The following is a 21706-nucleotide window of genomic DNA, read 5'->3' on the forward strand; positions in this document are numbered from 1 at the left end:
CAGGCAAGGGGTTACGCGCTCTGCCGGACAATCCGCCCATGAGCCTGCTTGCTGAAGACACCGAGGTCGCGGACCTGGGATTGCGCTGGAAAACCGGATTCGCGAACCTGGGACCGGCGTTTTTCACCGAATTGCGCCCGACGCCCCTGCCCGACCCGTACTGGGTGGGCCGCAGCGACGCCGTTGCGCGCGAACTGGGCCTGCCGCCCGGCTGGCATGAATCAACAAACACGCTGGCCGCCCTGACCGGCAGCATGCCCATCGCGGGCACGCAACCCTTTGCCACCGTCTACAGCGGCCACCAGTTCGGCGTGTGGGCCGGCCAGCTCGGCGACGGGCGCGCCATCATGATCGGCGAGGCCGACATCGCAAGCGAAACCGGGAGCGAGGGCGGCCTCGAAGTGCAGTTCAAAGGCGCGGGCCGCACGCCCTACTCGCGTGGCGGCGACGGCCGCGCGGTGCTGCGCTCGAGCATCCGCGAATTCCTCTGCAGCGAAGCCATGCACGGCCTCGGCATTCCGACCACGCGCGCGCTGTGCGTGACCGGCTCCGACGCCCGCGTGCGGCGCGAAGAACTGGAAAGCGCGGCGGTCGTCACCCGCGTGGCGCCGAGCTTCATCCGCTTCGGGCACTTCGAGCATTTCGCGGCCAACCAGCGCGAAGACGAGTTGCGCTCGCTGGCCGACTACGTCATCGACCGCTACTACCCCGCCTGCCGCACCACCGAGCGCTTCAACGGCAACGCCTACGCCGCGTTCCTGGAAGCCGTGAGCGAGCGCACCGCCGCCCTGCTCGCGCAATGGCAGGCCGTGGGTTTCTGCCACGGGGTGATGAACACCGACAACATGAGCATCCTCGGGCTCACCATCGACTACGGGCCGTTCCAGTTCCTCGACGGCTTCGATCCGCGCCACATCTGCAACCACAGCGACACCAGCGGTCGCTACGCCTTCAACCAGCAGCCCAACGTGGCGTACTGGAACCTGTTCTGCCTGGCGCAGGCGCTGCTGCCGCTGATCGGCGACCAGGAAGTGGCCGTGGCCGCGCTGGAGTCGTACAAGACCGTGTTCCCCCACGCGTTCGAAGGCCGCATGCGCGCCAAGCTCGGCCTGGCGGATGCAGCCGAGGGCGACCGCGCGCTGATCGAAGGCGTGCTCAAGCTGCTGGCCGCGGGCAAGGTCGACTACACGATCTTCTGGCGCCGGCTCTCGCACCACATGGCCGACGGCAACGCCGAGCCGGTGCGCGACCTGTTTCCGGACCGCGAGGGCTTCGACGCCTGGCTGCTATTGTTTTCAGAGCGGCATGCGGCCGCTGGACGTGCGCAAGCGGCCGATTTGATGCTCAAATCGAACCCCAAGTTCGTGCTGCGGAACCACCTGGGCCAGCAAGCCATCGAAGCAAGTCAGCTAAAAGACCACGCGGGTGTGGCAACCTTGCTGGCCCTGCTCGAAGCCCCCTTCGACGAACACCCCGGTTGCGACGCCTACGCCGGCTTTCCGCCTGACTGGGCCTCCACGATCGAAATCAGCTGCTCATCATGACCGTACAGAAAACCGACGCCGAATGGAAAGCGCTGCTCGCTGAAAAAGGCGCCGAGCCGGCCGCCTTCGAAGTCACGCGCCACGCCGCCACCGAGCGCGCCTTCACCGGCAAATACGAAGCGCACTGGGACGACGGCACTTACCACTGCGTGTGCTGCGGCGCCAAGCTGTTCGACGCCTCGACCAAGTTCGACGCCGGCTGCGGCTGGCCCAGCTTCTCGCAGGAGGCCGTGCCGGGCGCCATCAGGAACATCGTCGACCGTTCGCACGGCATGGTGCGCACCGAGAACGTGTGCGCCGGTTGCGGCGCCCACCTGGGCCACGTGTTCCCCGACGGCCCGACCAAAACCGGCCTGCGCTATTGCATGAATTCCGCGTCGCTCGACTTCCAGAAAAAATGAAACTGATCCTCGACTTCTTCCCGATCCTGCTGTTCTTCGGCGCCTACAAGCTCGGCGACATCTACACCGCCACCGGCGTGCTGATGGCCGCCACCGTGGTGCAGATGGCGATCATCTACGCCATGGAGCGCAAGCTGCAGGCCATGCAGAAGGCCACGCTGGTGCTCATCCTGCTGTTCGGCACGCTCACGCTGGTGCTGCACGACGACCGCTTCATCAAGTGGAAACCGACGGTGCTGTACGGCGCCATGGCCGTCGCGCTGGCGGTGGCGCTCTGGGCGCTGAAGAAGAACTTCCTGAAGATGCTGCTGGGCTCCCAGCTGGAGCTGCCCGACCGCATCTGGGCCCGCCTGAACGTGGCGTGGATCGGCTACTGCGTGTTCATGGCGGTCATCAACGGCTACGTGGCGGCGTACTTCACGACCGAGGCCTGGGTCAACTTCAAGCTCTGGGGCTATGCGTTCCCCATCGTCTTCCTGGTGGCGCAAGGCCTGTACATCGCGCCGCACCTGAAGAACGACGACGCGCCCACGGCATGACGGACAGCAGCATGAGCACCGCCACGGTCACCGCCACCGTACTGCCCACCGTCGCCGCGCTGGAGGCCGCGCTGCGCGAAGCGCTGGCCCCGACGCAGCTCGAGGTGATCGACGAAAGCGCCGCGCACGCCGGCCATTCCGGCGCCAACGCGCAGGGCTACGGCACCCATTTCCGCGTACGCATCGCGTCCCCTCTGTTCGACGGGAAGCCCCGCGTGGCGCGGCATCGGCTTGTGTATGATGCCCTCCAGGTTTTTATCGCACAGGGTCTGCACGCCATCGCCATCGAGGTGCTCTGAGTCGTCCAACGCACACTTGCACCGCTGTCGACGCGGTCGCAGCGCTCCCCTTTTCCTCCCCATCCCTGCTTTCTTTCCCGCGCCTTTTCCTACAAGCGCATTTCCTTCCCAGCTCGATATTCATTCCATGAAAAAACAAATCTTGCAGGCCGTCGCGGCCGCAGTGCTGCTCGGTGCCACTTCCACGGCGGCGCTGGCGCAGAACGCAGCCATCGTGAACGGCAAGCCGGTGCCCAAGGCGCGCATGGAGGTCCTGGCCCAGCAACTGGCAGCCGCGGGCCGTCCGGTGACGCCTGAAATGCAAAGCCAGCTGCGCGAGGAAATCGTGGCGCGCGAAGTGTTCATGCAGGAAGCGCAGAAGCAGGGCCTGGACACCAGCGAGGACTACAAGAACCAGCTCGAACTCGCCCGCCAGGCCATCCTGATCCGCGCGCTGTTCGAGAACTACCGCAAGACCAACCCGGTGTCGGACGCCGACGTGAAGGCCGAGTACGACAAGTTCGTGGCGGCCAACGGCGGCAAGGAATACAAGGCCCGCCACATCCTGGTGGAGACCGAAGACCAGGCCAAGAAGATCATGGCCGACCTGAAGAAGGGCGCCAAGTTCGAAGACATCGCCAAGAAGCAGAGCAAGGACCCGGGTTCGGGCGCCAACGGTGGCGACCTCGACTGGGCCAACCCCGCGAGCTTCGTGCCCGAGTTCTCGGAAGCGATGATCAAGCTCAAGAAGGGCGAGACCACCCCTGCCCCGATCAAGACCCAGTTCGGCTATCACATCATCCGCGTGGACGACATCCGCCAGGCCCAACTGCCGAAGATGGAAGAAGTGAAGCCGCAGATCACGCAGCAGCTGCAGCAGCAGCGCCTGCAGAAGTTCCAGGAAGAACTGCGCGCGAAGGCCAAGGTCGAGTAAGCCGATCCAGGCCAAAGAAAAGCGACCTTCGGGTCGCTTTTTTCATGGCCGTCCTGTTGCTTGCTTCAGATGGCCCAGGTTGCGAAGTTGTCACCCGGCCCGTCGAGTGCACTGAACGCCCGCCATGCCTTGCCGGCATCGGCGCCCTGCACTGCCTGGCCCAGCGCATCTAGCGTGCGGTAGATCTGCGTCGACGCGCCGAAGTGCGCGGCGTTGAGCGCTTCGAGCTGCGGCAGCAGCACCTGCAGGATCTCGCTGCGTGCGGACGAAGCCGTTGCCTCGTCCGTTGCCTGGTCTTCGCGCCACGCCAGCAGCAACTTGCGGATCAGGTCCTCGATGCGCGCCGCTTCCAGCACGTGCCGGCTTCGCGGGTGATCGAGGTCGAGCATCGCCCGATCAGCCGACCCACTTGCGTGCGTTGCGCCAGACCTGCATCCAGGGGCTGAGCTCCGAGCGGTCGCCCGAGGTCCAGCTCATCTGGATATTGCGGAACACGCGCTCCGGGTGCGGCATGACGGCGGTGAAGCGGCCGTCCGGCGTGGTCACCGAGGTCAGGCCGCCCGCGCTGCCGTTCGGGTTGAACGGGTACTGCTCGGTCGGCTGGCCGTGGTTGTCCACGAAGCGCATGGCCGCGATTGCCTTGCCTGCGTCGCCGCGGTGCTTGAAGTTCGCGTAGCCCTCGCCGTGCGCCACCGCGATCGGCAGCCGGCTGCCGGCCATGCCCGCGAAGAAGAGGCTCGGCGACTCGAGCACCTCGACCATCGACAGGCGCGCCTCGAAGCGCTCGCTCTGGTTGGTGGTGAAGCGCGGCCAGGCTTCGGCGCCCGGAATGATGTCGGCCAGCTCGGCGAACATCTGGCAGCCGTTGCACACGCCCAGGCCGAAGGTGTCGGCGCGGCCGAAGAAGGTCTTGAACTGCTCGGCCAGCTTCGGGTTGAAGGTGATGCTGCGCGCCCAGCCGATGCCGGCACCCAGCGTGTCGCCGTAGCTGAAGCCGCCGCAGGCGACCACGCCCTTGAAGTCGGCGAGGTCCGCGCGGCCGGTCTGCAGGTCGGTCATGTGGACGTCGAAGGCTTCGAAGCCGGCTTCGGTGAAGGCGTAGGCCATCTCGACGTGCGAGTTGACGCCCTGCTCACGCAGGATCGCGACCTTGGGACGCGACTGCAGGAAGGCGGGCGCCAGGGCCACGGACTGCTGTGCGTTCGGCAGGAACACGTGCATGCCGGGGTCGGTCGGCACGCCGGCGGCGGCGTGCTCGGCATCGGCGCAGGCGGGGTTGTCGCGCTCGCGGGCGATCTTCCAGCTCACCGAGTCCCACACCTGGTGCAGGTCGTGCAGGCTGGCGCTGAACACCGACTTGGCGTCGCGCCAGACTTCGAGCTTGCCCTTGCCCGCGTCCATGGTCGAGCTGGCGGGGCGCGTCTTGCCGACGAAGTGGCTGTGCGCGCTCAGGCCGTGCGCGCGCAGCACCTGCATGACGTCGTTGCGCTCGGCCGTGCGCACCTGCAGCACCATGCCCAGCTCTTCATTGAACAGCGCCTTGAGCGTGAGCTCTTCGCGCCGCGCGCTGACCTGCTGCGCCCAGTTCTTGGCGTCGCCGGTTTCCATGCGGCTGTCGGAGATGCCGTCGCCTTCGGTGACCAGCATGTCGACGTTCAATGCCACGCCGACGTGGCCGGCAAAGGCCATCTCGCACGCGGTGGCGAACAGGCCTCCGTCGCTGCGGTCGTGCATGGCCAGGATCTTGCCGTCGGCGCGCAGCGCGTTCACGGCATCGACCAGCGCCACCAGCTGCGCCGGATCGTCGAGGTCGGGCACGGTGTCGCCGCTCTGCTCGAGCGTCTGCGACAGGATGCTGCCGGCCATGCGGTGCTTGCCCCGGCCCAGGTCGACGAGCACCAGCGTGGTGTCGGCCTCTTCGGCGTCCAGCTGCGGCGTGAGCGTGCCGCGCACGTCGGCCAGCGACGCGAAGGCGGTGACGATCAGGCTCACGGGCGAGGTGACTTTCTTGGCCTCGCCGTTGTCCTTCCACTGCGTGCGCATCGACAACGAATCCTTGCCGACCGGAATCGACACGCCCAGCGCCGGGCACAGCTCCAGGCCGACGGCCTTCACGGTTTCGTACAGCGCGGCGTCTTCGCCGGGCTCGCCGCAGGCGGCCATCCAGTTGGCCGACAGCTTCACGCGCGACAGCTCGATGGGTGCGGCCAGCAGGTTGGTGATGGCCTCGGCCACGGCCATGCGGCCGGAGGCCGGCGCGTCGAGCACGGCCAGCGGCGTGCGCTCGCCCATGCTCATGGCTTCACCGGCAAAGCCCTTGTAGTCGGCCAGCGTCACGGCGCAGTCGGCCACGGGCACCTGCCACGGGCCGACCATCTGGTCGCGGTGGCTCATGCCGCCCACGGTGCGGTCGCCGATGGTGATGAGGAAACGCTTGGACGCCACGGTCGGGTGCGCGAGCACCTCGATGGCGGCCTTCTGCAGGTCGACGCCGGTCAGGTCGAGCGGCTTGAAGGTGCGCGTGACGGCTTTCACGTCGCGGTGCATCTTGGGCGGCTTGCCGAGCAGCACGTCCATGGGCATGTCGACGGGTTGCACGTTGGCGCCCTCGTCGGCCACCAGCAGCTGGCGCTCGTCGGTCGCCACGCCGACCACCGAGAACGGGCAGCGCTCGCGCTCGCAGAAGGCCTTGAACTGCTCGAGCGACGCCGGCGCGATGGCCAGCACGTAGCGCTCCTGGCTTTCGTTGCACCAGATTTCCTTGGGCGCCATGCCCGACTCTTCCAGCGGCACGGCGCGCAGGTCGAAGCGCGCGCCGCGGCCGGCGTCGTTGGTCAGCTCGGGGAAGGCGTTGCTCAGGCCACCGGCGCCCACGTCGTGGATCGCCAGGATCGGGTTGGCCGCGCCCTGCTGCCAGCAGTGGTTGATGACCTCCTGCGCACGGCGCTCGATTTCGGGGTTGCCGCGCTGCACCGAGTCGAAGTCGAGCTCGGCCGCGTTGGCGCCGGTGGCCATCGAACTGGCGGCGCTGCCGCCCATGCCGATGCGCATGCCGGGGCCGCCGAGCTGGATCAGCAGCGAACCGGCCGGAAACAGGATCTTCTTGGTCTGGGTGGCGTCGATGCTGCCGAGGCCGCCCGCGATCATGATGGGCTTGTGGTAGCCGCGCTGCACGGTGTCGAGGTCGCTCGCCACCGTCTGCTCGTATTCGCGGAAGTAGCCCAGCAGGTTGGGACGGCCGAACTCGTTGTTGAACGCGGCGCCGCCCAGCGGGCCCTCGGTCATGATCTGCAGCGGGCTGGCGATGTGCTCGGGTTTGCCGTAGTGGCCGCCGTCCTTGGCGGTATCGGGCCACAGCTTCGACACGGTGAAACCGGTCAGGCCGGCCTTGGGCTTGGAGCCGCGGCCGGTGGCGCCTTCGTCGCGGATCTCGCCGCCCGCGCCGGTCGAGGCGCCCGGGAACGGGGAGATGGCAGTCGGGTGGTTGTGCGTCTCGACCTTCATCAGCACGTGGGTCAGCGCGCTATCTTTTTGATAGCTTTGCGAGCCGTTGGCGGGAATGAAGCGCTCGATGGTCGCGCCTTCCATCACCGAGGCGTTGTCGGCATAGGCGATGACCGTGTGCTGCGGGTTCTGCTTCTCGGTGTGGCGGATCATCGAGAACAGGCTTTGCGGCTGCGCCTTGCCGTCGATGGTGAAGGCCGCGTTGAAGATCTTGTGGCGGCAGTGCTCGCTGTTGGCCTGCGCGAACATCATGAGTTCGACGTCGCTGGGGTTGCGGCCCAGGCGGGTGAAGGCGTCCACCAGGTAGTCGATCTCGTCCTCGGCCAGCGCCAGGCCGAAGCCGGTGTTGGCCGCCACCAGCGCCGTGCGGCCGCCGGCGAGCACGTCGACCTGCGCCATCGGCTGGGCCGGCAGTTCGCTGAACAGGCTGGCCGCCTGCTCGACGGTGGCCAGCACCGATTCGGTCATGCGGTCGTGCAGCGGGCCGGACGCGGCGGCCAGCGCGTCGCCTTCGAGCACGGGGGCCTTGCCGATCAACGGAGCCTTGAGCTTCAGGTGGTATTGGGTGACGCGCTCGACCCGGCGCAGCGCCAGGCCGCAGTTGTGGGCGATGTCGGTGGCCTTGGAGGCCCACGGCGACACGGTGCCCAGGCGGGGCGTGACCACCACCGAGGTGGTGGCCTTGGCGGGCGCCTCGAAGGGCTCGCCGTAGGTCAGCAGCGCGGCGAAGCGCTCACGGTCGGCGGTGCCGAGGGTTGCGTCGGTCACCACCAGGTGCACGAAACGGGCCGAAATGCCCTCGATGCGCGGCTCGACGGCCTGCAGCTTCGGCAGCAGCTGGCGTGCGCGGAAGTCGCTGAGCGCGCTGCCGCCCTCGAACATGGTTACGACAGGAAGGGCTTGAGGTGCGGGCTGCGTCACGGTCGATGGGGCCTCGGGGGCCGCGTTGGAAATCAAGGAATCGAGGCGGATGGCCGCTGACTGGGGTCATCCGCGTTAACCCGGAATTTTAGGCTAACGCCGGGCCTTCCCAAGTCGGCCGTCCCGCTTGGGGGACCGCGGGAACAGGAAGTGCCCCGCGTCGGGGGCAGGTTCATCTGCCGGATGGGATAATTCCGGGATGAGCATTAACTACAAAGACGCTGCGGGCATCGAAGCCATGCGGGTCGCCTGCCGCCTTGCTTCCGAGGTGCTGGATTACCTCACGCCCCTGATCAAGCCCGGCATCACGACCAACGACGTGGACCGGCTCGCCGCCGAATACATGGTCAAGCAGGGCACCACCTCGGCCACGGTGGGCTACATGGGCGCCAGCAGCGTGCCCTTCCCCAAATCGCTCTGTACCTCGGTGAACCACGTGGTCTGCCACGGGATTCCCAATGACAAGCCCCTGAAGAAGGGCGACATCATGAACGTCGACGTGACCGTCATCAAGGACGGCTGGTTCGGCGACAACAGCCGCATGTACGTGATCGGCGACGCCTCCATCGCCGCCAAGCGCCTGTGCAGCATCACCTTCGAAGCCATGTGGCACGGCATCCTGCAGGTGCGCCCCGGCGCGCACCTGGGCGACGTGGGCCACGCGATCCAGAAGTTCGCCGAAGGCCAGGGCTTCACGATCGTGCGCGAGTTCTGCGGCCACGGCGTGGGCCAGCGCTTCCATGAAGAACCCCAGGTGCTGCACTACGGCCGCCCGGGCACGCTGGAAGAACTCAAGCCCGGCATGATCTTCACCATCGAGCCGATGATCAACGCCGGCAAGCGCGACGTGAAGGAAGACTTCAAGGGCGGCCAGTACGACGGCTGGACCATCGTCACGCGCGACCATTCGCTGTCGGCCCAGTGGGAGCACACGGTGCTGGTCACCGAGACCGGCTACGAAGTGCTGACGCTGTCCGAAGGCAGCCCGCCGCTGCCCTCCTTCGTCACTTCGACCAAGACCTGACGCGCGCGCGGCCCCGGACGTGATCGAAGCAGCCAAGATCGACGTGGCGACGCTGCGCGAAGCCTATCGGGCGAAAAAGCTCGCCCTGTTCGACACCCTGCGCTTCGCGCGCGCCCCCACCCGCAGCGTGCACACCGTGCTGCGGCAGCTGGCGGCGCTGGCCGACGAAACGCTCATCGCCCTGTGGCGCGAGGCCGGCTTCGGCGACTCGCTCACGCTGGCCGCGGTGGGCGGCTTCGGGCGCGGGGAGCTGTTTCCGTATTCCGACGTCGACGTGCTCGTGCTGCTGCCGCCGGAGGGCGACGAAGGCTACGAGGGCCAGGGCGGCGCCGTCGACCCCGCCCGCATCGAGGCCTTCATCGGCCAGTGCTGGGACGCCGGCCTGGAAATCGGCTCCAGCGTGCGCACGCTCGAAGAGTGCCTGGCCGAGGCCGAAAAAGACATCACCGTCCAGACCTCGCTGCTCGAGGCGCGCCTGATCACCGGCAACAAGAAGCTCTTCACGGCGTTTCGCCGCCGCTTCACGCGCGCCATCGACCCGCAGGCCTTCTTCGTGGCCAAGTCGCAGGAAATGCGGCACCGCCACCAGAAGTTCGACAACACGCCCTACGCGCTGGAGCCCAACTGCAAGGAATCGCCGGGCGGCCTGCGCGACCTGCAGACCATCCTCTGGATGACCAAGGCCGCCGGCTACGGCAGCCGCTGGGACGACCTGGCCAAGAACGGCCTGGCCACCTCCTTCGAGGCGCAGCAGATCAAGCGCAACGAGGCCCTGCTCTCGCTCATTCGCGCCCGGCTGCACGTGATCGCCAACCGCCGCGAAGACCGCCTGGTGTTCGACCTGCAGACCGCGGTTGCGGCCAGCTTCGGCTATGAAAGCGAGTCGCAGCGCAAGTCCAGCGAGGCGCTGATGCGCCGCTACTACTGGGCCGCCAAGGCGGTGTCGCAGCTCAACCAGATCCTGCTGCTCAACATTTCCGAGCGCCTGCAGCCCAGCATGGAGCAGCACACGCCGATCAACGAGCGCTTCTACGAGCGCGCCGGCCTGATCGAGATCGCCAGCGACGACCTGTACGAGCGCGAGCCGCACGCGGTGCTCGAGACCTTCCTGCTGTACCAGAAGACCATCGGCGTGCAGGGCCTGTCGGCGCGCACGCTGCGCGCGCTGTACAACGCGCGCCACGTCATGGACAGCAAGTTCCGTAACGACCCGGTCAACCACGAGACCTTCATGCGGATCATGCTGCAGCCCTACGGCATCACGCATGCGTTCCGGCTGATGAACCAGACCTCGGTGCTGGGGCGCTACCTGCGGGTGTTCCGCAGCATCGTCGGGCAGATGCAGCACGACCTGTTCCACGTCTACACGGTCGACCAGCACATCCTGATGGTGCTGCGCAACGTGCGGCGCTTCTTCATTGCCGAGCACGCCCACGAGTACCCGTTCTGCTCGCAGCTGGCCGCCGGCTGGGACAAGCCCTGGATCCTGTACGTGGCCGCCCTCTTCCACGACATTGCCAAGGGCCGCGGCGGCGACCATTCCACGCTGGGCGCGCGCGACGTGCAGCGCTTCTGCAAGCAGCACGGCATTGCCCGCGAGGACGCCAAGCTGATCGAATTCCTGGTGGCCGAGCACCTGGTGATGAGCCAGGTCGCGCAAAAGCAGGACCTGAGCGACCCCGAGGTGATCGGCGCCTTCGCCAGGCGCGTGGGCAACGAGCGCTACCTGACCGCGCTGTACCTGCTGACCATCGCCGACATCCGGGGCACCTCGCCGCGCGTATGGAACGCATGGAAAGGCAAGCTGCTCGAGGACCTGTACCGCTACACGCTGCGCGCGCTGGGCGGCCGCATGCCCGACCCGGACGCCGAAGTCGAGGCGCGCAAGCGCGAGGCGCTGGTGCAGCTCGCCCTGCACGCCCAGCGCTTCGAGGCGCACAAGGCCCTGTGGGACACGCTCGACGTGGGCTACTTCATGCGCCACGACGCCACCGAGATCGCCTGGCACGCCAAGCAGCTCTCGCGCTTCGTGCCACCCAGGAACGTGCCGTTCGACCCGAAGGCGCCCCCGGTGGTGCGCGCGCACCTGTCGCCGGTGGGCGAAGGCCTGCAAGTGGTGGTGTACACGCCCGACCAGCCCGACCTGTTCGCGCGCATCTGCGGCTATTTCGACCAGTCGTCCTTCAGCATCCTGGACGCCAAGGTGCACACCACGAGCAACGGCTACGCGCTGGACACCTTCCAGGTGGTGACCACCTTCCTGCCCGACCACTACCGCGACCTGATCAGCATGGTCGAGTCGGGGCTGACGCACACCCTCACCGAAGCCGGCGCCCTGCCCGCGCCCAGCATGGGCCGGGTGTCGCGCCGGGTGCGCAGCTTTCCGATCAAGCCGCGCATCAGCCTGCTGCCCGACGACAAGGCGCAGCGCTGGCTGCTCAACATCTCGGCCAGCGACCGGGCTGGCCTGCTGTACTCGGTGGCCCGGGTGCTGGCGCGCCACCACCTGAACCTGCAGCTTGCCAAGGTCACCACCCTGGGCGAGCGGGTGGAAGACACCTTCCTCATCAGCGGCCCCGAGCTCCAGGGCCAGAAGACGCAGCTCGCGATCGAGACCGAACTGATGGAAGCCCTCGCGTCCTGACCGCCCGGTCAACCCACGGATTCCCGAGCGGCGCCACAGGTCATGCGACACGTGGCGAAAGGAAAGCCGGTGCGCGCGGCCCTTCGCCGTCAAAATGGCGGTCATGGAATCTTTGATCGAACAACTTTCAGACTCGGTGTCTTCGGCCAAGACACTGGAAGACCTGGCGCGCCCGATGCTTGAAATGCTCGAGGCCGTGACCGGGCTGGAGTCGACCTATCTCACCACCATCGACCTCGACAAGGGCCAGCAGCACATTCTTTTCTCCCGCAACGTGCGCAAGCTGGTCATTCCCGAAGGCCTGTCGGTGCCCTGGGCCGACACCCTGTGCAAGCGCGCCATGGAAGAAGGCCGCACCTACACCGACGACGTGGCCAACTGCTGGGGCGACTCGGACGCGGCCCGCCAGCTCGGCATCCAGACCTATGTGAGCACGCCGGTGAAGACGGAGCGCAGCGGCCTGTTCGGCACCCTGTGCGCCGCCAGCGCCACCCGGCTGCCGCTGCCGCCCCACGCGGAGCCGGTGCTCCAGCTGTTCGCGCGGCTGATCGGCCAGCAGGTCGAGCGCGAGCTGCTGTTCGCGAAGCTGGAAAAAGCCAACACCGAACTGGCGCTTGTGGCCTCCACCGACGCCCTCACCGGCCTGCCGAACCGCCGCACGCTGATCGAAGCGCTGCGCCGGATGCTCGCCCAGGGCGAGCGCGACAACCGCAGCGTGCTGGTCGGCTTCATCGACATGGACGGCTTCAAGAAGATCAACGACACCCACGGCCACGACATCGGCGACGAGTTTCTCTCGGCCATGGCCGGGCGGCTGTCGGCCTCGCTGCGCTCCAGCGACCTGCTGGCGCGCTTCGGCGGCGACGAGTTCGTGGTGATCGGCACGGGCCCGGCGTTCGACGAATCGCCGCGCACCGCCGCGCGCGCCCTGGCCGACCGCCTGGGCGAAAGCACCATCGGCGAGCTGCGGCTGAACCAGACCATGCTCGACTACGGCGGCGCCAGCGTGGGCGTGGTCGCGGTCGATGCGCGCACCACTTCCGCGGAAGACGCACTGCGGCTGGCGGACGACGCCATGTACGTCGTCAAGCGCAGCCGCCGGGCGGTCGCCAACGACAGGGAAGCCTCGTCCGCCTGAATGAACAACCGGCTGGCACGCCTCGAAAACGCCCTGGGCTCGCTCAAGGCGCGCATCACGATGGGTGGGATCATGGCGCTGGTGCTCGGCATCGGCGTGATCACCACCATCCTGGTCGGGCGCACCGAGCATGACCTGTTGCAGGGCCAGCGCCAGCGCGAGATGAGCGAGGCGGTGCGCACCGCCGGCCTGCTGGGCCACAACGTGGTCCAGCTGCAGCGGGTGCTCCAGTCGGTGGCCGAGGTGCTCGACGAACAGACGCTGGGCGACCCGGTGCGGCTCAAGGAATTCATGCGCACCCGGCAGGTGGTGCGGAATTTCTTCGCCAATGTGTACGTGGCCACGCCCGACGGCGACGTGCAGGTGATGGCCGACGAGAACGGCATCCACCTCCCCTCGCTGAACATCGGCGAGCGCGGCTACTTCGGCCGCTCGATCGCCGACATCCGCCCCATGGTCAGCGAACCGCTGCGCGGCTCGCTGACCGGCGAGCCGATCATCGCCTTCGTGCAGCCGGTGCACGACGCCAAGGGTGTCCACGCGGTGGTCGGCGGCACGCTGCGGCTGTCCAGCCGCGACCTGCTCGACGGCCTGGCCGACGCGCAGGAGTTCGACGCGGGCGCGCTCATCGTCGTCACCGACGCGCAAGGCCGGGTGCTCGCGCACCCCGACCGCAAGCGGCTGATGCAGTCGATCGCCGACGAACCGCGGCTGGCGCAGGCCTTCAAGTCATGGCAGGCGGCCGGCAGCCCGATCGAGCCGCTGGGGCTGTCGCTGGCGCAGCCGCGCGAAATCACCAGCGTGGCCGGCGTGCCCGGGCCCGACTGGCTGGTGTGGCGCGCGCGCTCCGAGACCGAGATCCTGGCCCCCGTGAAAGCCGCCCGCGAACAGGCGATGGCCTGGGCCGCGAGCCTGGTCGCGCTGGTGTCCGCCGGCATGTTCCTCACGCTGTGGTGGCTGCTGCAGCCGCTGATGCTGCTGGAGCGCCGCGCGCAGCACATGTTCGACGGCGTGATGCGCCCGGAAGACGGCTGGCCCAAGGCCGACGGCGAGATCGGTCACCTCGGCAAGGTGCTGCGCGACGTGGGCGTGCAGCGCGCCGAGTTGGAGCGCCTGAACAGCGAAATGATCAGCAAGCTGCATTCGGTGATGCGCGCCGCGCCGATCGGCATCGCCTTCATCCGCAACCGCCGCTTCGAGCTGGTGAGCGACGAGCTGTGCCGCCTGCTCTCCTATGAAGACAAGGACCTGCTGGGCCAGCAGCTCGACCTGATCGTGGTGCCGCCCGACGACGACCAGCCGGCGCTGGCCGCGCTCGAGAAGGAAGCCTTCGCGCGCAGCAATTCCTACGTGGGCGAAGTCCGCATGCAGCGCGGCGACGGCACCCGCTTCTGGGCCCGGCTGCGCAGCCGGCCGGTGGACCCGGAGCACACCGAGCTGGGCTCGATCTGGACGGTGCTCAACATCGAGGAGCAGCGCAACGCGCGCAAGGCGCTCGAATGGTCGGCCGCCCACGACGGCCTGACCGGGTTGGCCAACCGCCTGCGCTTCGACCAGCAGGCGCAGCGGCTGATCGACGCCCGGCCGCTGTCGCTGCCCACGGCCATGGTGTTCATCGACCTCGATCACTTCAAGGAAGTGAACGACACCGGCGGCCACCTCTCGGGCGACGCCATGCTGCGCGCAGCGGCGGCGGCCATCATGTCGCGGGTGCGCTCGGGCGACCTGGCCGCGCGCATCGGCGGCGACGAGTTCGCGCTGCTGCTCGAGCAATGCACCCACGAGGCCGCGGTGCGCGTGGCCGAGGACATCGTGGCGTCGATTTCGGCCATTGCGCTGCCCTGGCTGTCGGGCAGCCTGCACGTCGGCGCCAGCATCGGCGTGGCCAGCCTGTCACCGGAAATCGGCTCGGTGGACGACTGGATCTCGGCCGCCGACGCCGCCTGCTATGCCGCCAAGGCGGCGGGCCGAGGCACGGTGCGCGCCGGCCTGGCGCCCCGCGCCCCCCGTGCACCGCGCGCGCCGTCGGCCCTGCGCGCGGGCGACGCGAGGCCCGCCTCCGGCGTCGCCGCGTCGCCGGACATCGCCGAAGACTGACCCGCCTGTTTGGAAAAAAACCGAATCCAGTTGCGATTCGGCGACGTAAGTATGGGTAACCAGGGTTAATCCGATTGAGAATCCAAGTGTGGAATTCGTCACAGAAGCGCGCGTATTAAAGACAACTAGTCCCTGATTTCAGACAGTTTGTCATCCGAAAGTGCGCCTTTTAGTTCACATTTGTTGTCAATGGTTAATCGATCCAAGAGAATGCTTCGACATGGACACAGGCGCGACGTTTATTCAGTATTACGAGAGGAATTCCTGCAGTGCGCAATGGCTGGAATTCAATCGCGGCATGGCCGCCGAGTTGAGCGCCGGACTGCCGCCTGAGGACCTGAGACAGCTGTTTTTTCGCATCGGCCAGCGTCTGGCGCAGGCCATGCCGATTCCGCCCTGCAACACGCTCGGCGACCTGCAGGACGCGTTCAACGCCCGCTGGGACGGCATCGATTGGGGCTTCGCCGTCCTGAACGAAGACGCCGACGGCCTCGCCATCACCCACGCCTGCAGCCCGATCGCCGTGGCCTTCGGCCCCGAGACCACGAACTGGAGCGTCGGCTTCTTCGAAGGCGTGTACCAGGGCTGGTTCGACGCGCAGCACATGCCCTCCTCGCTGCGCGTGCAGGCACTGCAGCCCGACGTGCAGGCCGGTCCGCGCATCGACCTGCGGCTGTCGAGGGTGGACGCATGAGCGCCGACGGCCACACACCTGAAGACATTGCCGGCCTGTTCGGCAAGTTCGGCGGCGACGCCCACGGCTACAAGGAGTTCGCACCACCCGAGGCCGAAGCCGAAGCGCCGCGCGTCTGGCCCTTGCTGACGGGCGAGAAGATCGCGCACCCGCCGGTGGTTGCCGCGCCCGTGCTGGCACCTGCTCCCGCACCCGCGCCGGCTCCCTTCTTCGCGCCAGCGCCTGTTCCCGCGCCTGCACCTGCACCGGCCCCTTTCTTTGCGCCGCCGCCCGCGCCTGCACTCGCTCCCGCACCTTTCCTGGCGCCCGCCGCGCCTCAGCCCCGCGCCGAGCCCGTGCTGCGCACGCCGCCGCCGGTGCTGGCCCCCGTGGTCTCGCCCATGTTCGCATCGGCCGCCCCCGCCATGCCGCGGGCCGCAGCGCCCGCCACCGAGCCCACCGGCGCCGCGCCGACGCCGCTCGAACAGCTGTTCGAACGCCTGGCCTCCCCGCAGGCACCGGCCGCCGCGCCAGGCCCCATGTCGCGCTGGCGAAGGCCGACGTGACGATGGTCGTCATCCCCGTCATTTCTTCCAAGGGTGGTGTAGGCAAGACCACCATCGCCGCCAACCTCTGCACCGCGCTCGCCCAGCGCGGCCGGCAGGTGCTGGCGATCGACCTCGATCCGCAGAACGCGCTGCGCTTTCACATCGCCAACGAGCCGCAGGCCTGCGACAGCGGCCTGGTCGAAGCCGCCACCGGCCTGATGCCGTGGGCGCGCGCCATTCGCCAGGCACACGGCGGCGTCATGCTGCTGCCCTTCGGTGACGTCGACGACGAACGCCAGATCGTGTTCGAGCAGCAACTGGCCCGCAGCCCCAACTGGCTGGCCGAGACGCTGGCGCGCTTCGGGCTGCCCCAGGGCACGCTGGTGGTGCTCGACACCCCGCCCGGCCCCACGGTCTACCTGCAGCAGGCGCTGCGCGCGGCGCATTTCAGCGTGGTCACGGTGCTGGCCGATGCCGGCTCCTTCGCCACGCTGCCGATCGTCGAACGCATGCTCGACAAGTACGCGCGCTCGCGCCCCGACTACCTGGGCACCGGCTACGTGGTGAACCAGGTCGACCCGGGCAAGCGGCTCAACCACGACGTCTTCGAAATGCTGCGCCAGAAGCTGCGCCCCGAAATGCTGGGCGTGCTGCACCTGGACCAGGCGGTGCCGGAGGCGCTGGCCTCGGCCGTGCCGGTGCACCGCTACGCGCCCATGAGCCAGGCCACGCAGGACGTCGCGTCCTGCGCCGAGCGCCTGCTCGAACGCATCGACGCTGCCCGCCAGGCGGCCACCTTCCCCTCCCTGCGGACCATGGAACCGAACCGATGAAAAGCGACCAGTCCGCCCCGTTGCAGCAGCCTGCGCCCAAGCCCGCCCCCGCCATCCTGCAGTTGCTGCCGGTGCGCATCCTCGGCTGGATCGTGGCGCTCACGATGCTGCCCGCGCTGATCATCGCGCCCATGACCTTCGAGCAGCAGATCGTGCTGTCGGTGGGCATCTTCGTGGCGGCGCTGGTCACCAACCGTTTTCGCGGCCGCTTCGCCAGCCTGGTGCTGATCTTCCTGTCGGTCGTCGTGTCCTCGCGCTACACCTACTGGCGCGTGACCGAGACCATGTTCATGGACAACCCGGTCGACCTGGTGCTGGGCATCGGCCTGCTCATGGCCGAGGTGTACGCGTTCATCGTGCTGCTGCTGGGCTACATCCAGACCGCCTGGCCGCTGGAGCGCAAGCCGGTGCCGCTGCCGGAAGACCCGGCCGAGTGGCCGACCATCGACCTGTTCATTCCCACCTACAACGAAGCCCTGTCGGTGGTGCGCTCCACCGTGCTGGCCGCGCAGTCGATCGACTGGCCGCGCGACAAGATCAAGATCTTCGTGCTGGACGACGGCCGGCGCGAGGAGTTCCGCGTGTTCTGCGAGGACGTGGGCGTGACCCACGTGACGCGCGACAACAACCGCCACGCCAAGGCCGGCAACATCAACGCCGCGCTGAAGAACACCACGGGCGAGTTCGTCGCGATCTTCGACTGCGACCACATCCCCACGCGCTCGTTCATGCAGATCGCCATGGGCTGGTTCGGGCGCGACCCGAAGCTGGGCATGGTCCAGCTGCCTCACTATTTCTTCTCGGCCGACCCGTTCGAGCGCAACCTCGACACCTTCGGCACGGTGCCCAACGAAGGCGAGCTGTTCTACGGCCTGATCCAGGACGGCAACGACCTGTGGAACGCCACCTTCTTCTGCGGTTCCTGCGCCGTGCTGCGCCGGACCATCGTGGAAGAAGTCGGCGGCATCGCGGTGGAAACCGTGACCGAAGACGCCCACACCGCGCTGAAGATGCACCGCCGCGGCTACAGCACCGCCTACCTGGCGCTGCCGCAGGCCGCCGGCCTGGCGACCGAAAGCCTCTCGGGCCACGTGGGCCAGCGGATTCGCTGGGCGCGCGGCATGGCGCAGATCTTCCGCATCGACAACCCGCTGTTCGGGCGCGGCCTGCACTGGGCCCAGCGCCTGTGCTACGTGAATGCGATGCTGCACTTCTTGTACGGCCTGCCGCGGCTGATCTACCTGACGGCGCCGCTGGCGTACCTGTACTTCGGCGCGAGCGTGATCCACGCGTCGGCATCGATGATCTTCGCGTTCGCGCTGCCGCACATCCTGCACGCCAACCTGACCAACAGCCGCATCCAGGGGCGCTTTCGCTACCTGTTGTGGAACGAGGTCTACGAGGCGGTGCTGGCCTGGTACATCTTCCGCCCGACGCTGGTGGCGCTGATCAACCCCAAGCTCGGCAGCTTCAACGTGACGGCCAAGGGCGGCCTGATCCAGCAGGAGTACTTCGACAGCACCATCGCCAAGGCCAGCCTGGTGCTGCTGGCGCTGAACTTCCTGGGCGTGTGCCTGGGCGTGTGGCGCCTGACCTGGGTCGACCCGCAGAACATCGCCACCGTGTGGCTGAACCTGGCCTGGACCCTCTACAACCTGATGATCCTGGGCGCCTGCGTGGCGGCGGCCAACGAGTCGCGCCAGCTGCGCGGCTCGCACCGCGTCGAACTCAGCCTGCCGGCCACGCTGTACTTTGCCGACGGCCGCTCGCTGCGCTGCAACACCTTCGACTTCTCCAGCGGCGGCCTGGGCGTGGAACTGCCGCAGGACATGAAGCTCGACCTGGAAATGCCGGTCGACGTGGCGCTGTACCGCAACGACCAGGAATCGCGCTTCGCCTCCACCGTGCGCTTCAGCAGCGGCAAGCGGCTGGGCCTGCGCTTCGCGCCCATGAGCTTCGCGCAGGAGCGCGCGCTGGTGCAGTGCACGACCGCGCGCGCCGACATCTGGGCGGCACGCTGGGGCAACCATCCGCGCGTGCCGATCCACCGCGTGCTGGGCCACATCGTGCGCATCAGCGGCACGGGTTTTCGCGACATGTTCAGCCATTACTACCGTGCGGCCGCCTCGCGGCTGCGTCCCGTCAAAACGAAGGAATCCACGTGACGAACAACCTGCGCGCGCATCGCCGCATCGCGCCCCTTGTCCGCGTGGCCTCGCCCTCGCTGCTGCCTTGCCTGTCCGCCAGCGCCGTGATGTTCGCGGTGGCCCTGGCCGCCGGGGGCGCCTCGGCCCAGCCGCGCCCGCTGGCGCCGCCGCCCTCGACCAGCGCCCAGCCGGCCGTCGGCCCCACCGTGGCGCCCGCCGTGATCGCGGCACCCGCCGTTCCCACCACCCCCATGTTCGCGACCACGCCGGCCGCAGCCGCTGCCGCCGCGGCATCGGCCGCCGCTGGCGGCGGCGGCAGTGCCACCGCCGTCGTGCGTGAACTGAACCTCACGCAGCTGGGCATCGACTACGCGGTGCAGCTGCGCGGCATCAGCGGCACGGTCGGCATTCCGTTCAACGTGCGCGCCGACGAGCTGGTCACGGCCGCGTCGTTCAAGCTGAACTACGCCTACTCGCCCTCGCTGATTCCCGAGCTGTCGCACCTGAAGGTCACGGTGAACGACGTGCTGGTGGCCACGCTGCCGGTGAACCGCGCCGAGGCGGGCCGCCCGCAGACGGCCGACATCCCGATCGACCGGCGCCTGATCACCGAGTTCAACCGCATCAACGTCGAGCTCATCGGCCACTACACGCGCGAGTGCGAAGACCCCGCGCATACCAGCCTGTGGGCACGCATCGACGCCACCAGTTCGCTGAAGCTGACGGTGGCGCCGCTCAAGCTCACCAACGACCTGGCGGCCCTGCCGCAGCCCTTCTTCGACCGCCGCGACGTGCGGCGCGCGCGCATTCCCTTCGTCTTCGGCGCGGCCGCGGCCGGCCCGGTGCTCGAGGCCGCGGGCGTGGTGTCGTCGTGGTTCGGCGCAATGGCCGACTACCGCGGCGCGACCTTCCCGGTGTCCAACGGCGACCTGCCCACGGGCCACGCGGTGGTGTTCGTCACGCCGGAGTCGAGCATTCCCGGTCTCACGCTGCCGGCCATCCAGGGCCCGGGCCTCGCGATCGTCGACAACCCGCGCGACCCCACGGGCAAGCTGCTGCTGGTGATGGGCCGCACCCCGGCCGACCTGCGCACCGCCGCCGGCGCGCTGGCACTCAACAGCAAGGCCTTCGCGGGCGCCACGGCCGCCGTCACCGCGTTCCAGGAACCGCCGGTGCGCAAGCCCTACGACGCGCCGCGCTGGGTGCCGAGCGACCGTGCGCTGCAACTCGGCGAGCTGACCTCGGCCGCCGACCTGTCGGTGACGGGCTACAACCCCGACGTGGTCCGCGTGAACCTGCAGCTGCCGCCCGACCTGTTCACCTGGCGCAGCCGCGGCATTCCGCTGGACCTGCAATACCGCTACACGCCGCGCGTGCGGCCCGACCAGTCGACGCTGAACATCAACGTCAACGACAACTTCGTGGGCGGCCTGCCGCTGCGCTCGGCCAACCCGGCCGGCGACCGCTGGTGGAACCCGCTGGCCGTGAAGCTGATGCCCGACGGCACGCTGGCCGAGCACAAGGAAGTGATCCTGCCGCCGCTGGCCATGGGCCCGCGCAGCCAGCTGCGCCTGCACTATTACTTCGAGCCCGTGGGCGGGCGCTGCGTGCCGCAGCTGGACAACGTGCGCGGCTCGATCGACCCGACCTCCAGGATCGACGTGTCGGGCTTCCCGCACTTCATCGCGATGCCCGAGCTCGCGGCCTACGCCAACGGCGGCTTCCCGTTCTCGCGCATGGCCGACCTGTCGGACACCGCCGTGATCCTGCCGGACCAGCCCAACAACGCCGACACCGAGACCTACCTCGGCCTGCTCGGTCAGATCGGCCGCTCCACCGGCTACCCCGCGCTGCGCGTGAAGGTGGGCCGCTCGGCCGAGGCCACGCAGTTCGCCGACAAGGACCTGCTGGTCATCGGCAACCTGCAGAGCCAGCCGCTGTTCACGCAGTGGGCCGACAAGATGCCGCTCAAGCGCAACGGCACCGCGCCCGAGCTCAAGCTGAACAGCTGGATCGACAACGCCATCGACTTCGTGATCGGCGCGCGCACCCGTGAAGACCTTCCGGGCTCGATGCAGATCGCGGTGAGCGCCGACGGCCGCGATGCCGTGCTGGCCGGCTTCGAGTCGCCGCTGCAGAGCGGGCGCAGCGTGATCGCGGCCATCACCAACCCCGACACCAAGGACGCGCTGCTCAACGCGCTGATGACGCCCGACCTGCTCAAGAGCGTGCAGGGCAGCATGACCATCGTGCGCGACACGCAGGTCAACAGCGTGCTCGGCGGCGACACCTACTACGTCGGGCGCCTGCCCCCGATCGCCTGGGTGCAGTGGAACCTCTCGCGCAGCCCGCTGATGCTGGCCGCGCTGGTGATCGTGCTGGCGCTGCTGGGCGCGGCCGTGTCGTATGCGGGCCTGCAGCTTCGTGCGCGCCGCCGCCTCGCGGTCAAGGCAAAAGCCAAGTAACGGATCCGGATGCGAC

At 68.3% G+C, this 21706-nt stretch carries 16 protein-coding genes; 14 read left to right on the forward strand and 2 right to left on the reverse strand.

Annotated features, from left to right (window positions below):
• Positions 1–38 precede the first annotated feature (38 nt).
• The 5 genes from BM004_RS13310 (at position 39) to BM004_RS13330 (ending at position 3696) form a co-directional block, all read left to right on the forward strand.
• The gene (locus tag BM004_RS13310) at positions 39–1544 is read left to right on the forward strand and encodes a protein adenylyltransferase SelO (protein ID WP_093213895.1); all 1506 of its coding nucleotides are present in this window, start codon (positions 39–41) and stop codon (positions 1542–1544) included.
• Positions 1541–1945 (forward strand): peptide-methionine (R)-S-oxide reductase MsrB, encoded by a 405-nt coding sequence (gene msrB / locus BM004_RS13315; protein ID WP_093213897.1) that lies wholly within the window; start codon positions 1541–1543, stop codon positions 1943–1945. The genes BM004_RS13310 and msrB overlap by 4 nt, the downstream gene beginning before the upstream one ends.
• Entirely contained in the window at positions 1942–2484 is a 543-nt protein-coding gene (locus BM004_RS13320) for a septation protein A (protein WP_093121595.1), read from the forward strand. Before msrB ends, BM004_RS13320 begins: the two co-directional genes overlap by 4 nt.
• Before the next feature lie 11 nt (positions 2485–2495).
• Positions 2496–2783, forward strand: a complete 288-nt coding sequence (locus tag BM004_RS13325; RefSeq protein ID WP_093123264.1) for a BolA family protein — start codon at positions 2496–2498, stop codon at positions 2781–2783.
• 127 nt (positions 2784–2910) lie between these two features.
• Entirely contained in the window at positions 2911–3696 is a 786-nt protein-coding gene (locus BM004_RS13330) for a peptidylprolyl isomerase (RefSeq protein ID WP_093121593.1), read from the forward strand.
• Between the two features lie 65 nt (positions 3697–3761).
• Here BM004_RS13330 and BM004_RS13335 read toward each other — a convergent pair whose 3' ends face one another.
• Both BM004_RS13335 and purL read right to left on the reverse strand, forming a co-directional pair.
• Positions 3762–4085 (reverse strand): hypothetical protein, encoded by a 324-nt coding sequence (locus tag BM004_RS13335; protein WP_093213900.1) that lies wholly within the window; start codon positions 4083–4085, stop codon positions 3762–3764.
• A gap of 7 nt (positions 4086–4092) precedes the next feature.
• Positions 4093–8082 (reverse strand): phosphoribosylformylglycinamidine synthase, encoded by a 3990-nt coding sequence (purL, locus tag BM004_RS13340; RefSeq protein WP_093213902.1) that lies wholly within the window; start codon positions 8080–8082, stop codon positions 4093–4095.
• A gap of 238 nt (positions 8083–8320) precedes the next feature.
• Here purL and map point away from each other — a divergent pair, with 238 nt between their 5' ends.
• The 9 genes from map (at position 8321) to bcsB (ending at position 21690) form a co-directional block, all read left to right on the forward strand.
• The gene (map, locus tag BM004_RS13345; RefSeq protein WP_093121588.1) at positions 8321–9145 is read left to right on the forward strand and encodes a type I methionyl aminopeptidase; all 825 of its coding nucleotides are present in this window, start codon (positions 8321–8323) and stop codon (positions 9143–9145) included.
• A 19-nt stretch (positions 9146–9164) separates the two neighbouring features.
• Complete coding sequence (locus BM004_RS13350; protein ID WP_093121585.1) at positions 9165–11789, forward strand: [protein-PII] uridylyltransferase; 2625 nt, start codon at positions 9165–9167, stop codon at positions 11787–11789.
• Between the two features lie 103 nt (positions 11790–11892).
• Complete coding sequence (locus BM004_RS13355) at positions 11893–12927, forward strand: sensor domain-containing diguanylate cyclase (protein ID WP_093213905.1); 1035 nt, start codon at positions 11893–11895, stop codon at positions 12925–12927.
• Entirely contained in the window at positions 12928–15024 is a 2097-nt protein-coding gene (locus BM004_RS13360) for a sensor domain-containing diguanylate cyclase (RefSeq protein WP_093213907.1), read from the forward strand. It abuts the gene before it with no gap.
• Between the two features lie 220 nt (positions 15025–15244).
• On the forward strand, positions 15245–15718 hold the full coding sequence (bcsD, locus tag BM004_RS13365; RefSeq protein WP_093213910.1) for a cellulose biosynthesis protein BcsD: 474 nt from the start codon (positions 15245–15247) through the stop codon (positions 15716–15718).
• Entirely contained in the window at positions 15715–16263 is a 549-nt protein-coding gene (bcsR, locus tag BM004_RS41415) for a BcsR/BcsP family cellulose biosynthesis protein (RefSeq protein ID WP_093213912.1), read from the forward strand. Before bcsD ends, bcsR begins: the two co-directional genes overlap by 4 nt.
• A gap of 2 nt (positions 16264–16265) precedes the next feature.
• Complete coding sequence (bcsQ, locus tag BM004_RS13375; protein WP_177206497.1) at positions 16266–17078, forward strand: cellulose biosynthesis protein BcsQ; 813 nt, start codon at positions 16266–16268, stop codon at positions 17076–17078.
• Positions 17075–19243: a UDP-forming cellulose synthase catalytic subunit gene (gene bcsA, locus BM004_RS13380; protein ID WP_093121574.1), complete on the forward strand. Its 2169-nt coding sequence runs from the start codon at positions 17075–17077 to the stop codon at positions 19241–19243. Before bcsQ ends, bcsA begins: the two co-directional genes overlap by 4 nt.
• Positions 19240–21690, forward strand: a complete 2451-nt coding sequence (gene bcsB, locus BM004_RS13385) for a cellulose biosynthesis cyclic di-GMP-binding regulatory protein BcsB (protein WP_256219884.1) — start codon at positions 19240–19242, stop codon at positions 21688–21690. Before bcsA ends, bcsB begins: the two co-directional genes overlap by 4 nt.
• Positions 21691–21706: the final 16 nt, after the last annotated feature.

The organism is Variovorax sp. OK212 (genome assembly GCF_900112425.1).
GTDB lineage: Bacteria > Pseudomonadota > Gammaproteobacteria > Burkholderiales > Burkholderiaceae_C > Variovorax.

Coding starts and splice junctions, on each gene's coding strand:
- bcsA (WP_093121574.1), top strand. CDS start 17,075: ATGAAAAGCGACCAGTCCGCCCCGTTGCAGCAGCCTGCGCCCAAGCCC.
- bcsQ (WP_177206497.1), top strand. CDS start 16,266: ATGGTCGTCATCCCCGTCATTTCTTCCAAGGGTGGTGTAGGCAAGACC.
- BM004_RS13330 (WP_093121593.1), top strand. CDS start 2,911: ATGAAAAAACAAATCTTGCAGGCCGTCGCGGCCGCAGTGCTGCTCGGT.
- msrB (WP_093213897.1), top strand. CDS start 1,541: ATGACCGTACAGAAAACCGACGCCGAATGGAAAGCGCTGCTCGCTGAA.
- BM004_RS13320 (WP_093121595.1), top strand. CDS start 1,942: ATGAAACTGATCCTCGACTTCTTCCCGATCCTGCTGTTCTTCGGCGCC.
- bcsD (WP_093213910.1), top strand. CDS start 15,245: ATGGACACAGGCGCGACGTTTATTCAGTATTACGAGAGGAATTCCTGC.
- BM004_RS13360 (WP_093213907.1), top strand. CDS start 12,928: ATGAACAACCGGCTGGCACGCCTCGAAAACGCCCTGGGCTCGCTCAAG.
- map (WP_093121588.1), top strand. CDS start 8,321: ATGAGCATTAACTACAAAGACGCTGCGGGCATCGAAGCCATGCGGGTC.
- bcsR (WP_093213912.1), top strand. CDS start 15,715: ATGAGCGCCGACGGCCACACACCTGAAGACATTGCCGGCCTGTTCGGC.
- BM004_RS13335 (WP_093213900.1), bottom strand. CDS start 4,085: ATGCTCGACCTCGATCACCCGCGAAGCCGGCACGTGCTGGAAGCGGCG.
- purL (WP_093213902.1), bottom strand. CDS start 8,082: ATGTTCGAGGGCGGCAGCGCGCTCAGCGACTTCCGCGCACGCCAGCTG.
- BM004_RS13310 (WP_093213895.1), top strand. CDS start 39: ATGAGCCTGCTTGCTGAAGACACCGAGGTCGCGGACCTGGGATTGCGC.
- BM004_RS13355 (WP_093213905.1), top strand. CDS start 11,893: ATGGAATCTTTGATCGAACAACTTTCAGACTCGGTGTCTTCGGCCAAG.
- BM004_RS13325 (WP_093123264.1), top strand. CDS start 2,496: ATGAGCACCGCCACGGTCACCGCCACCGTACTGCCCACCGTCGCCGCG.